Genomic DNA, 12,541 nt, shown 5'->3' on the forward strand with positions numbered 1-12,541 from the left:
TCTAACCGCGAACCGAAATAGTCGCTTTACGCCGCAAATCGCGCAAGTGACGGCGTGAGGCTTGCGCCAGTCGTGTATCCATCAAACGGTTTTCGATTTCGTCACGCGTCGGTATTTCCGATCCTGTCGCTTGGCGGTCGCAGACAACGATGCCGACCGCGCCCGTGGGGCGTTCGATAGGCGTAGACATTTCGCCAACGGCAACATCTGTCAGTTGAGCCATAATTGCTTCGCCGAGATCCGTCGCTTTCAATTCGCCCATAGATGCCGTCGTCACATCATCTGATGCATCGGCAATAGCCTTGAGCGATTCGCAACCCGTGAGTTGATCACGCAAGCTTTCTAATCGAGCGCTGGCCGTGTCGAAATCATCAGCCGTCGCCGCGATTTGGGATAATTTATACAGCGTATCTGACGTTGAAATTTTCCGCTCGACCATAGCAATGACGTAAACACCGCCCGGAACCACAATCGGTTCCGACACTTCATTATCATCCAACTCTGGAAGAACGGTCGCGATTTCTGGCCGAACATCGCCCGCCTTGACCCATCCCATGTCACCGCCGGCGGCCGAGGAAGGCGCACTAGAAAATTGTTGTGCCAGAAGATTGAAGGGGGCGCCTTGCGCCAGCTGAGCAATCATTGCGTTAGCGCCTTCAAGTGCGCCTTCGGGTCCGCCGATTTCAGGCGTCGCCTCAATATAGATTTCTGCAAGCCGGAAGGAGGGTTGGTCCGCTGTGGCTGTGATACGATCGAGCGTTTCATCAATGACAGTGTCTGAGATACGAATTCGTTGACCAAACAGGCCGTTGACGATCCGCTGCCACGCGATTTCCGACCGGACCTGATCACGCAAAGTTTCGATAGAGACACCAACGTCAGCCAGACGTTGCACCACCTCTTGTGGGTCCAGCCCATTGCGCCCGATCAGCGCGCCGACAGATTGGTTTACTTCTCCGTCTGCAATGCTCAGGTCGAACTTCTCTGCTTCTTGCATCTGAATATGTTCATCGATCAGATTGCGAAGCGCTTGATTTTGTATCCTGACCAGCGTGGCCTCATTGCGTTCGACACCAGTCGTCGCCAACATGAATAAGACCCGCTGACGCAGATCGTGGCTGGTAATGATATCGCTATTAACAACCGCAGCAATGGAGTGAGCGGCGGGCGAAGCTGCTGAAGCGCCATCTTGTGACGATGCGGGCATCGCAACGAGCGCTGAGCCCAGCAATAGGCTGGCCGCCATGGCGACTTTGTTCAGCGATAATCTCACATGACCCATGTGTGAACCTTCCCAATATTGCGGCTATCATCGGCATGGCCGTTAATAATCAGACGCCGCCTTAAACGGATGTGCGCGCGTCGGCAATCCAGACACGCCATCCATTACATAGTCCGTCGAACTCAGCGCGAGCCTTAATTATCAGTCATGAGGCAGGGGCTCACCCATCTTCAATTCTTGCCATATGGCTGATGCCGAGTAGCAGAACGATGAGAGGGACTGACCAGGCGGCCATATAGATGGGTACGACAGCCACTTCTCCGAACGCACCGACCATCGAATCGGCAAAGAACACTGCAAAACCAAGCACCGCGCCCGTGATTAATAATTTCAGGGTTCCACCCTCTCGGGTCAAACTCATCGACACTCCTGCTGCAATAAAGGTCATAGCGATCAACATGACGGGTAGGGACAAGAGACGATTAAACCGAAGGCGGAGTTCTCGCGCCGAAAACCCAGCAGATTCATTCTCACGAATTGTGTTGGGCATGGACCAGAAACTTGCCCGCGAATTTCGATTGGTTTGTTCCTTCAAGGCTTCTGTGTCGATGGATGTGGGCAGGGATATTGTGTCATGGCGCTGTATGGCTTCGCCGGGTGCGTTTTCGATGACATTGATAAGCTGCCAGTAGCCCTGTGTAATCAGCTGCGCTCTTTCGGCGTCAAATCGCCGGGCGAAGTTTGTCTGCCCATCCGGTTGGACATCCATCAGGAAAAATGTGGCATCAGAGATCGTTCGGCTTGCCAGGTCGACGCTGTTTGCTCGAATGACGGTTTGCTGTCCGACACGACCTCCGCGTAGCCAGACATCATTTTCAAATATCTTCGGACCCGCGCCAAGCCAATTTGCCGACTGAACCTCAAATTGGTCGTACATGCGGGAGGATAGGGGGTTGAAGATGAGCGCCCAAGCGATGCCAACGACGCCAGCTAAGCACAGTGCCGGGCGAATGATCGACCAAGCTGATTGACCGGATGCGCGCATGACGATCAATTCAGATCGGCGATTGAGGCCGTTAATCGCCCCCAACATACCGAACAGGACGACGAAGGGGATCGTTTGCTCAATCAGGCTCGGTGTTTTTAAAACTGTTAGGGCGAAAAGCTGGAATGGCGATACGTCAATATCTGCGCTGAGATCCCGGTTGGCTTCCACGAAATCGACCAGCATGATGATGCTGGTCACGACGAAGAGTGCAATCAGCAGGCTACGAAGAGAGCGAAAAAAGACGTATCGAAATAGGGTGTTGGACATCAACTCGACGCCTCAACCGGATTATCCATGGCCGCAATGGTCGCTTTGTAAGCTTCACGTCTCCGGCGCGAACCGCGCGCATAAACCCTGCGCCGCCGCGAAAGGTAGACCCCGCAGACCAAGAAGGTCAGACCAGGAATCGCGTATTGTAATATGTTGAGACTGAGGTTGGCCTCCGCAGATGAGGCGGCAACAAATCCGAGTATTCGGACAAAAAAGCCGATCGCCGCGCAGGCGATAATACGGCGACCATAGCCCATCCTTAAATGTTCGCCACGGATCATGAAGCAAAGCGCGATCATCACCAGTGCGACATTATAAAGCGGCGCGGCCAACCTCGAATGGCCCTCGGCGGCAAATTCCTGCTTCTGAGTTCCGTAAACAAATGTTCGCGGGTCAGGTCGAAGGAGCTCATGCAGATATAGATCAGATGGTTTCAGCCTGAGCCGCGTATCAAAAGCAAAGGCATCGGACAGGTCCAGCCGGTAATCTTTGAACTCAATGACATCAAGGCTGCCATCGATTAATGTCTGTTGCACGGCCCCGTTGCGCAGCAGAAGGGCCGCGCCGGCTGGCGTCCTCTGAATTTCGCCCGTCTTGGCGGTATGTGTGATGACGTCCTCGGCATCGCGGGCATCGTGAATAATGATGTCCAGCAGATCGCCGCTCGGACTAATTTCGCGGGCATAGAGCGTCAGATTCCGGGCTGGGCTGACAAATTCGCCGGGTTGAACCAGCTGTGTCGCCAGATCAGTACGGACTTTGAGCACCTCGGCTCGCATTTCCCGGAAAGACAGCGGCTGCAGGGCCATAGTGATGATCAAATGGGCAATCATGGCCATAATGCCGAGGCGAACTAAGGGAGACCCGATCTGCCAAGGCGATGCACCGGCGGCTTTTGCGACAATGATCTCAGAATCGCCGTTCATTCGATTGAGGGCGTAGAGAGCCGCCATAAACACGGCGAGTGGTAGGATTATGCCGATCAACTGCGGTAAGGCGAGGCCCGTAATTTTCAGGAATGTTAGGGCGCTTTGTCTATTTTCAACAATAATATCAAGCGTTTGTAAGGATTGAGTCAGTAACGCGAGCAGCGCAAGCGCAGCCAGAGTCAGAACGGTTGGCCAGAAGGCTTGCGTCCAGAGATATCGCTGCAAAAGCGGCATGAAGCTGAATAGTCCTTATTTGACGGTTGATGGCTGCGATCCATACACGCCACCGTCGTTATGGTGCTTTTAATTCCAAGCGCGCCGCTTTACCAGATAGAACCCAATTACTTACCAATCATATTGCCTAAAGAATGGAAGACATGGCCACTCACAAAAACAACTCTGCCGATCTGACAGAAACCGTCACCGTAACGTTTGTTGAGGACGGCCCCGCAACCAGCGGCGCGGCACTCGTTATTGCCGATCACGGAAATGGGCAGGGCTATGACCGTCTCTATCCAGACGACGTTCTAGACGCTGTCGCAAAGACAACGGACTTTAAGGGGAAGTCAGGCCAAAAATTCTCGACATTTGTCGGCAGTGGTGAGGGTGCGGTTCAAGTCTTTGTGCGTGCCCGTGGGAAGGACGATGTGTTCGATTATGAAAATGCTGTCGCGTCGACGGCCAAGGACATGAAGGGCTCTGGCGTCCGTGAGCTGACGGTTCATCTTGGTGGATCTGATGCTAGCGCAGATGATGCAGCCCGCGCCGCATTGGGCGCGCGTCTCGCGACCTATGTTTTCAATCGCCATAAGAGTAAAGCGACGCTCTCTAAGGTCAAACCGCTCAAAGCTGTTCATATCTCGACGGATGACCCTAAGGCGGCGCAGCGGGCCTATGATAATTATTATGGTCCGATTGGCGACGGCATCATTTTCGCGCGCGACCTCGTTAATGAGCCGCCCAATGTCATTTATCCTTCGAACTATGCCGCCCGTCTAAGAACTTTGTCCGATATTGGGGTTGAGGTTGACGTTCTGGGTGAAGCCGAAATGGAAAAGCTTGGCATGTGGGCGTTGCTCGGTGTCGGCGTTGGCTCAGAGCGCGAGAGTAAGCTCGTCGTCATGCGTTGGAATGGTGGTAAGGACGGTGGCAAACCGGCTTTGCTAGTCGGCAAAGGCGTAACGTTCGACACGGGCGGCATTAGTCTTAAACCCGGTGCAAATATGTGGGACATGAAGGGCGATATGGGCGGCTCTGCAGCTGTCTCGGGCGCCATGATGTCACTGGCTAAACGGAAGGCGAAAGCCAACGTCATCGGTATTGTCGGACTGGTCGAGAATATGCCGGATGGCCGCGCTCAGCTTCCAGGCGATATTGTCACCTCGATGAGCGGTCAGACGATTGAAGTTCAAAATACCGACGCCGAAGGCCGTTTGGTTCTTGCTGATGCCTTGCATTACGGGATCACAAAATATGAGCCTGACGCCGTGATTGATCTGGCCACACTGACAGGCGCGATCATCATCAGCCTCGGCCATGATTACGCGGGTCTATTCTCCAATGATGATGGATTGGCGGAACAGCTTAGCCTCGCGGGGGAAGCCAGTACGGATAAAGTCTGGCGTCTGCCGATGGCGAAAAGCTACGATAAGCTGCTCAACAGCCCGAATGCCGATATGAAAAATATTGGGGGCCGGGCTGCGGGCTCCATCACAGCGGCACAGTTCCTCAAACGGTTTGTCGGCAAGGATACGCCGTGGGCCCATATCGACATTGCTGGGACCGGCATGAAGAACCAGCGCACGGACCCGCGTGAAACCACATTTGGCACTGGCTTTGGTGTGCGGCTGCTGAACCGTTGGGTCGCCGACAATTACGAAGGATAAGGTGAGTTCAGAGCCGGAATACTGGTTCTATCACCTTGAAGCCTCGACGCTGAAAGGCGTCCTGCCTGATCTTCTGACGAAAACTCTATCTAAGGGATGGCGCGCTCTGGTGCGCTTCCCTGAAGGCACAGACCTGACAGATTGGGACGACTATCTCTGGACCTATCAGGATCAGAGCTTCCTGCCCCATGGTCGTGAAGATGCAGGCCGCGCCGACCAACAACCCATTCTCCTAGCGAACGCAGCGACTGAAGCAGACGGGTTCGACGCCGTGTTTCTAATCGATGGGGCAGAGGTCGCGAACGTATCCGGTGTGTCGCGGATCATGGTCATGATCGACGGCCGCTCGCATGAGGCTGTGCAGCGCGAGCGAACACGTTGGAAGACGCTCAGCGATACAGGCGCAACCATGAGTTATTGGCAGCAGGGCGAACGCGGCGGTTGGGAAAAGAAGGCTTAGCCGCGGTTCCGACGATTGACGCGTCGTTTTGCGCGACGTTCTTCCAGTTTTTTCTTCAATGGCGGTAACCGTGCGGGCAGCTCAGCCATAATAGCGTCGCGTTCAGTTTTGGATCGCAGCCCCCAATAGGCAATTTCGTCTGTCGTCCGGCCACAGCCAAAACAATGGCCACTCTCACGGTCCATCGAACAAATCAGCACGCAGGGGCTCTCGACGGGCTCCAGCGCAGCTATCTCTTCCTCGGTCATATCATTGGCCATGCGGGTCTATTAGCTGTCCTTGAGTATCATATAAAGGTTTTTTTATATCGACTTCAGTGTGAGTGTCGCTTATGTGCCTCACCATGAGTGAAGAGCCTGAATTGATCCTTGCCGACCTGTCCGACGATGACCTCGTCGAACAGATGAAAGACGATCTGTATGACGGCATGGGCCCCGAGATTACAGAGGGGACAAAGATCCTGTTGGATCGCGGCTGGGACGCGAATAGAATCCTGTCTGAAAGTCTCGTCGAAGCCATGCGGATTGTCGGTCTCGATTTCGCAGACGGCATATTGTTCGTGCCTGAAGTCTTGTCAGCAGCTAATGCGATGAAGGGCGGCATGGAATTGCTTCGGCCGATCCTGGCCGCATCTGATACGCAAGTTTCCACCGGTCGTGTCGTGATCGGAACAGTCAAAGGCGACATTCACGATATTGGTAAAAACTTAGTCGGCATGATGCTGGAAGGGGCCGGTTTTGAGGTCTTCGATCTTGGTATCAACACCTCACTCGACGAGTTCCTTGAAGCTATCGACAAACATGACCCGCACATCCTTGGCATGAGCGCTCTGCTGACAACAACGATGCCTTATATGGGCGTGGTCATCGAAGACCTAGAAAAGCGGAACATGCTTAAAAACCTGCCTGTGATGATCGGCGGTGCGCCTGTGAATCAAGAATTCGCTGATGCGGTCAAAGCGAACGCGTATGGCCCAGATGCGGCGACGACAGCGGAGCTCGCTAAGACAATCGTCGGCGTCAACCGATAGGCGCGGCGATGAGCGTCCTCATCATCGCTTGTGGCGCGCTGGCGCGCGAAATCGGCGCCGTCGCCGACCAACTTCCCGCCTTTGATCTGCGCTGCGTTCCGGCCACGCTGCATAACCGTCCTGAACAGATCGTCCCGGCGATTGAAACCGTTCTGGACGATACAGGCGGCCTGTATGATCGCACGATCCTCGCCTTTGGTGATTGCGGGACAGGCGGGGCATTGGACCGCCTGTGCGATGCGCGTGGTTTGCAGCGTTTGCCCGGTGCACATTGCTACGCCTTTTTCGCTGGCCCACCCGTCTTTGATACGATGATGGGTGAAGAGCTCGGGACGTTTTTCTTGACAGATTTCTTGGCCCGCCAATTTGACTCGATGGTCATGCGTCCGCTCGGCCTCGACCGGAAGCCAGAATTGCGCGATATGTATTTCGGACATTACAAACGTCTGGTTTTCATGTCGCAAACGCAGGACCCAGATCTTTTGGCAAAGGCCGTATCGGCTGCACGGACACTAGGTCTGCAATTCGAACACCGCCCCACCGGGCTTGCCCCATTTGCGCGCGATCTCGCACGCCTTTCCGCCCATTTGGCTGCATAGAAGGAGCCCGCAATGGCCCGCACAGTTCTCACCTCGCCGACCAAAGAAGTCGTTATCGGGTTTGACCAGCCCTTCGTAATGATTGGCGAACGCATCAATCCGACGAACCGGCCGAAATTCTCCAAAGAGTTGGGCGCTGGGAACTACTGGCGGGTGAAGAAGGAAGCTGAAGCGCAGATCGCGGCAGGCGCGCAAGTGCTCGATGTGAATGTTGGTGTGCCGCTGACAGACGAAGCCAAAATCATGGAAGAAGTGATTACCATGTTACAGACTGAAGTCGAGGCGCCGCTCGTGATCGACAGCTCAGTCATGGCTGCCTTGGAGAGCGGAATTGCCGCTTATAAGGGTCGCCCTCTGATCAATTCAACCACAGCCGAGGAAGAGGTGATGGAACGGATTCTGCCGCTCGTCGCCAAATATGATTGCGCCGTCGTCGCCATTTCCAATGATGATACGGGCATTAGCGAAGATCCTGATGTCCGGTTCGAGGTCGCTAAGCGTATCGTCAATCGCGCTTCTGATTATGGCATTAAGCGTGAAGATATTGTCGTTGATCCGCTCGTTATGCCGATTGGCGCGGTCAATAGTGCGGGCAAGGATGTGTTCAAGCTGGTCGGACGTTTGCGTCACGAACTGGGCGTGAACACGACTTGCGGCGCGTCCAATGTCGCCTTTGGTCTGCCCAATCGCCACGCCGTGCATAATGCATTTCTGCCGATGTTGCAGGCCGCAGGCATGACCAGCGCGATCCTCAACGTCTATGATGAGGGCCTCGTCCCCGCCATTAAGGCTGGCGATATGCTGGCCGGGAATGACCCGGATTGCGCCAATTGGATCGCTCGGAGTCGACCTAAGCCCGTCGCTGGCGAAGGGGGACGCCGTGGCGGCGGCGGACGTCGTGGACGACGTGGCTAGCCATAAAATCATATTCACCCCGTCGGGTGTTCAGACGACGGGTGAGGCGGGTGAGACCGTCTATGAGGTCGCGCTACGATCTGGCGTGGACATCAAGTCGGTCTGTGGCGGGCAGGGGATTTGCAAGCGCTGCCAATGTTCGCTCCAGACGGGCAACCACTCTAAATTTGGCCTGACGGTCGCCGAGGACGCGCTGTTCAAACTGCGCCCGGCTGAGAAGAAAGCGATTCATGACGGCGATATGGCGGAGGGGCTACGGCTCTCCTGCCGCGCCAAGATCATGGGCGACGTCGTTATCGACATTCCGCCGCATGCACGCCACACGCAAAGCGCCATTCGTAAAGCGGCCTTTGCTCTATCCGGTCCTGTCGATCCTCCGATCCGTCTGCATATGGTCAAATTGCCTGAGCCGACCTTGCATGACCATCTTTCAGATACGGAAAGCTTGATCGAACAGCTCGGCGGCGATCTGTCTGTTGCGCCGTGCGCCACGCTAAAAATTCAGCCATTACTGGCAGACCATGACCGCACGGTCATCGCCGTCATTCGTGACGAGGCCGAGGTGATTGATCTTTGGTCCCCGGATCGGGAGGCGCTTTACGGTGCTGCCATCGACATTGGTTCAACCTCCGTTGCGCTTTATCTCTATAGTCTGCGAACGGGCGCGCTGGTGCATCAAGCCTCCGCCATGAACCCGCAAATTCGTTTCGGCGAAGATGTGATGAGCCGCGTCAGTTACGTCATGATGAATAAGGGTGGGCAGGAAAAACTGTCTGGAGCCATTCAGGGACAGCTGCGCGATATGCTCGCGGAGGCACGCGAGACTGTTGGGGCGGAGGCAGATCAGCTGCTAGAGTTGGTCTGTGTCGGTAACCCGATCATGCACCATATTCTGATCGGCGTGGATCCGACGCCGCTCGGTCAATCGCCGTTCACGCTCGCCGTCAAAGACTGGTTCGACCTACCGGGCGACCAGTTAGATCTGGGCCTGGCGCAACAAGCACGGGTTGCATTGCTGCCGCTCATTGGGGGGCATGTTGGCGCGGATACTGCCGCTGCCTATCTGACCCAAATGGACCGTATGGACGGACGATCTGTGCTCTTGGTCGACATTGGCACCAACGCGGAAATCGTGCTCAGCCATGAGGGCAAGATTGCGGCGGCCAGTTCCCCAACGGGACCAGCGCTAGAAGGCGCGGAAATCAGCTGCGGCGTGCGCGCCTGCGAAGGCGCGATTGAACGCCTACGCATCGATCCGCTCACATACGATTGCAAAGTGAAAATCATTGGCCATGATGAGTGGTTGACCGAAGACACAATCGGTGACCACTCCGTGCCGGGCCTGTGCGGCTCGGCCATTTTTGAAGTCATGGTGGAACTCGCCCGCGCGGGGTTGCTCGATCGCTCAGGTCTGTTCCGCCCGAATATTGCGCCGGATCGGTTTAGCTTGGACGGCAAAATCTCAGTCTATCGGTTGATCGGCGACATCACGCTCAAGCAAACCGATATTCGAGCGGTACAGCTGGCCAAGGCTGCGCTGATGGCGGGTGCGCGCCTCGTCGCGGAAGAACTGGGTTGTGAGATCTTTGATGAGGTCCTGCTCGCCGGGGCATTCGGGACTCATCTTGATCCGGCCTATGTCGCCGAAATCGGGATCATCCCGCATAATGGGGCCGCGACGATCAAGGCTGTCGGCAATGCCGCCGGCATGGGCGCGGCCATGTGTCTTACGGATAAAAGCCAGCGCGACCGCATCCGCACCGCCGTCCGTGATATCGTCAAGATCGAAACCGCACTCGAACCGCGTTTCCAAACCTATTTCATCGAAGCGATGGCGTTCCCGAGTGCGCCCGTTGGCGAGGCATCGGCTAAGGGACGCAGAGGCGGTCGCGGCGGTGGGCGTCGCGGACGTTAGGGCGTGACCGCGATACTCATTATGTTTTTGCTATTGCGCGGTGCGAGCCAAGCCGACACGCGCGTTTCATTCAGCGCCACCATGTCCTCATCGATATAGAGTTCGAATTGGACGGACTCAGGACCCATCAGCTGAATGTTCAGAAGGTCTGGTAGGTCACCGCCGCTGATTTCGGACGCACCGGTCAACTGCCCGGTCACGAAACGCCAACCATTCCCAATCTCAAGATCGTCAGTAGTCTCTGCGTCTGCGGGATGGATATCCATAAGGTCCCATTCGGTCTGATTTATATATTCCACAGTGACTGTATGCCCGGTCAGCTCATAGACAGGTGCGCCCGTAATCCTTGCGCCTTCAACTATGAGAGAGAACGTGGTGGGCTCTGTCTGTTCATCGAGTCTAATATCGATAGTAAACATCGGATAGGCACCGTCCTCGACACGGGTGACGACCCCAGTGTCCACAATGATCTCTCCGCCCAATTCGTCGGAGGCATGATCGGGAATTTCATCGAATTGAGGCTCGGACGATGTGTCTCTGTACATTACGAAGCCAGTTTGATCGGTTAGTATCATTGCGGCAATGTGATCATAGGTCAGATGATATTCCGCTGAGGCGTCCGTCCAAGACTGTACAGCCTCTGCACTAACGTCGCGGGAGAGCATTATACTCTTATCGGTCTCTGGCAGAAACACCTCTGCCTTATCGTCTTGAGTGAGTGCAAAGGCGCTGTAATTTGAATCGCCGCTGCCCTGATGGGTCAACTCTGTTCCGGCTTCCCAGAGCCGAATGCACTCTTTGCGAAGTTGAGACCATTGATAGCCTGCCGATGGAATACAGCCATGATTATCGCGATCGGCACCAACGATTTCATCCGGCAAAACCTCGCCTTCATTGGCGGAGCAAGCCACCAGAAGAAGTGTCAGACAGGCTGCAAGACAGTGCTTCATCGGATTATCCTGGGTTTGATGACAATCAGTAACTGAAAAAGCTGTTCAGAACGTCGATGGCTTCGTCATCATTGCCATCCTCGAAACCAATCTCGACGACGAAATTTGTATCTGATTCTGTGTCCAGCATAAGTGCGATGATCATGAAATCGGGCGCGTCGAGTTCGCTTGGGGCGACGATCAGGTAGAAACCGTTAAAGCTGTCGATCTCGATATAATCGCCATCAACCTCGCTATCATCAAACAAGTATAGCTCAGCGGCCATCTCTAGAGCGGCTTCGCCTAGATTATCTTCGTCGACACTATCATCGCTCCAGGGTGTGATATTGATCGATATTTCACCTCCGCTTGTCGCAGCTGTGAAGGATTCGAGATCACTATCATCGATGACCATGTCCGATGCGACGGAAAAGCCAATACCGTACTCTTCCCAGACATAAGTGTCCTGAGCAAGTGCAGCTGTGGCCGATATGGTTAGGCAGATGAAGCCGATTAAGAAACGCTGAAGATAACGATTGATTGCATATGTCATGTGTAGAGCTCCCCGACATGAAATTGCCAGAGGCAGCGGGTGCGATCAAGGTTTGTCTAGATTAAACGAAGTGCCGTCACCTGCACGTTTATGAGGCCATGTTAATAGGGTGCGATCATTAAATCGACTGCCCACTCTTGTCCCAGTCTTTCATAAATGCGGCCAACCCTTTGTCGGTCAACGGGTGATTGGCGAGGCCCTTGATGACGCCCGGCGGGGCGGTAATCACGTCGGCCCCGACAAGGGCGCAGTCCTTGACGTGATTGGCTGAGCGGATCGAGGCGGCGAGGACTTCGGTCTCATAGCCGTAATTGTCGTAGATTTCGCGAATGTCTTGGATCAACTCCATCCCGTCCAGCGTAATGTCATCCAGCCGTCCAATGAAGGGCGAGATATAGGTCGCGCCGACTTTAGCAGCGAGCAGCGCTTGATTGGGTGAGAAGCACAGCGTGACATTGGTCGGCACGCCTTCACCGGAAAGCTGTTTGCAGGCTTTCAACCCTTCCAAGGTCAGCGGCAGCTTGACGCAAACATTGTCAGCAATTTTCCGCAATGTTTGACCTTCGCTGATCATTTGCTGCGCTTCGGTTGCGACGACTTCGGCGGAAACATGACCATCGGTCAGGCCGCAAATCTGCTTGATCACGTCCTTGAAGTCACGGCCCGACTTAGCGATGATTGATGGGTTGGTTGTCACACCGTCCACGAGGCCGATGTCGGCCAGTTCGGAGATAGCCTCAATATCGGCGGAATCGACGAAGAATTTCATGGTAACGTCCCTTGGA

General features: G+C 55.0%; 13 protein-coding genes. 6 read left to right on the forward strand and 7 right to left on the reverse strand.

What is annotated here, in order from left to right:
• Nucleotide 1: 1 nt before the first annotated feature.
• From QQL54_RS13970 to QQL54_RS13980, 3 genes are all read right to left on the reverse strand, one after another.
• Complete coding sequence (locus tag QQL54_RS13970; protein ID WP_284391897.1) at nt 2–1,282, reverse strand: peptidylprolyl isomerase; 1,281 nt, start codon at nt 1,280–1,282, stop codon at nt 2–4.
• A gap of 160 nt (nt 1,283–1,442) precedes the next feature.
• On the reverse strand, nt 1,443–2,537 hold the full coding sequence (locus QQL54_RS13975) for an LptF/LptG family permease (RefSeq protein ID WP_284391899.1): 1,095 nt from the start codon (nt 2,535–2,537) through the stop codon (nt 1,443–1,445).
• Complete coding sequence (locus QQL54_RS13980; protein ID WP_284391901.1) at nt 2,537–3,703, reverse strand: LptF/LptG family permease; 1,167 nt, start codon at nt 3,701–3,703, stop codon at nt 2,537–2,539. Before QQL54_RS13980 ends, QQL54_RS13975 begins: the two co-directional genes overlap by 1 nt.
• 143 nt (nt 3,704–3,846) lie before the next feature.
• Here QQL54_RS13980 and QQL54_RS13985 point away from each other — a divergent pair, with 143 nt between their 5' ends.
• Together QQL54_RS13985 and QQL54_RS13990 are read left to right on the forward strand one after the other, a co-directional pair.
• Entirely contained in the window at nt 3,847–5,355 is a 1,509-nt protein-coding gene (locus QQL54_RS13985; RefSeq protein ID WP_284391903.1) for a leucyl aminopeptidase, read from the forward strand.
• A gap of 1 nt (nt 5,356) precedes the next feature.
• Nucleotides 5,357–5,815: a DNA polymerase III subunit chi gene (locus tag QQL54_RS13990; protein ID WP_284391905.1), complete on the forward strand. Its 459-nt coding sequence runs from the start codon at nt 5,357–5,359 to the stop codon at nt 5,813–5,815.
• Here the strand turns inward: QQL54_RS13990 and QQL54_RS13995 are convergent.
• Complete coding sequence (locus QQL54_RS13995; protein WP_284391907.1) at nt 5,812–6,075, reverse strand: DUF1289 domain-containing protein; 264 nt, start codon at nt 6,073–6,075, stop codon at nt 5,812–5,814. The genes QQL54_RS13990 and QQL54_RS13995 overlap by 4 nt on opposite strands.
• Before the next feature lie 83 nt (nt 6,076–6,158).
• Between QQL54_RS13995 and QQL54_RS14000 the strand changes: the two genes are divergently transcribed.
• Genes QQL54_RS14000 through QQL54_RS14015 form a run of 4 tightly spaced genes read left to right on the forward strand, consistent with a single transcriptional unit; the run spans nt 6,159 to nt 10,274 of the window.
• The gene (locus QQL54_RS14000; RefSeq protein WP_284391909.1) at nt 6,159–6,845 is read left to right on the forward strand and encodes a corrinoid protein; all 687 of its coding nucleotides are present in this window, start codon (nt 6,159–6,161) and stop codon (nt 6,843–6,845) included.
• 8 nt (nt 6,846–6,853) lie between these two features.
• Nucleotides 6,854–7,444, forward strand: a complete 591-nt coding sequence (locus QQL54_RS14005) for a DUF1638 domain-containing protein (protein ID WP_284391911.1) — start codon at nt 6,854–6,856, stop codon at nt 7,442–7,444.
• A gap of 12 nt (nt 7,445–7,456) precedes the next feature.
• Complete coding sequence (locus tag QQL54_RS14010; protein WP_284391913.1) at nt 7,457–8,359, forward strand: dihydropteroate synthase; 903 nt, start codon at nt 7,457–7,459, stop codon at nt 8,357–8,359.
• Nucleotides 8,256–10,274 carry an ASKHA domain-containing protein gene (locus QQL54_RS14015; protein WP_284391916.1) on the forward strand — a complete coding sequence of 673 codons (2,019 nt, stop codon included), beginning with the start codon at nt 8,256–8,258 and terminating at the stop codon, nt 10,272–10,274. The genes QQL54_RS14010 and QQL54_RS14015 overlap by 104 nt, the downstream gene beginning before the upstream one ends.
• On the opposite strand, the gene QQL54_RS14020 is transcribed toward QQL54_RS14015, so the two are convergent.
• The 3 genes from QQL54_RS14020 to fsa all read right to left on the reverse strand — a co-directional run bounded on the left by QQL54_RS14020 (nt 10,271) and on the right by fsa (nt 12,525).
• Nucleotides 10,271–11,224, reverse strand: coding sequence for a hypothetical protein (locus tag QQL54_RS14020; RefSeq protein ID WP_284391920.1), 954 nt, complete (start codon nt 11,222–11,224; stop codon nt 10,271–10,273). The genes QQL54_RS14015 and QQL54_RS14020 overlap by 4 nt on opposite strands.
• Nucleotides 11,225–11,249: 25 nt before the next feature.
• Entirely contained in the window at nt 11,250–11,756 is a 507-nt protein-coding gene (locus QQL54_RS14025) for an amidohydrolase family protein (RefSeq protein ID WP_284391922.1), read from the reverse strand.
• 118 nt (nt 11,757–11,874) lie between these two features.
• On the reverse strand, nt 11,875–12,525 hold the full coding sequence (gene fsa / locus QQL54_RS14030) for a fructose-6-phosphate aldolase (protein ID WP_284391924.1): 651 nt from the start codon (nt 12,523–12,525) through the stop codon (nt 11,875–11,877).
• Nucleotides 12,526–12,541 lie beyond the last annotated feature (16 nt).

Source organism: Algimonas ampicilliniresistens, assembly GCF_030159955.1.
GTDB classification, from domain to species: Bacteria; Pseudomonadota; Alphaproteobacteria; order Caulobacterales; family Maricaulaceae; genus Litorimonas; species Litorimonas ampicilliniresistens.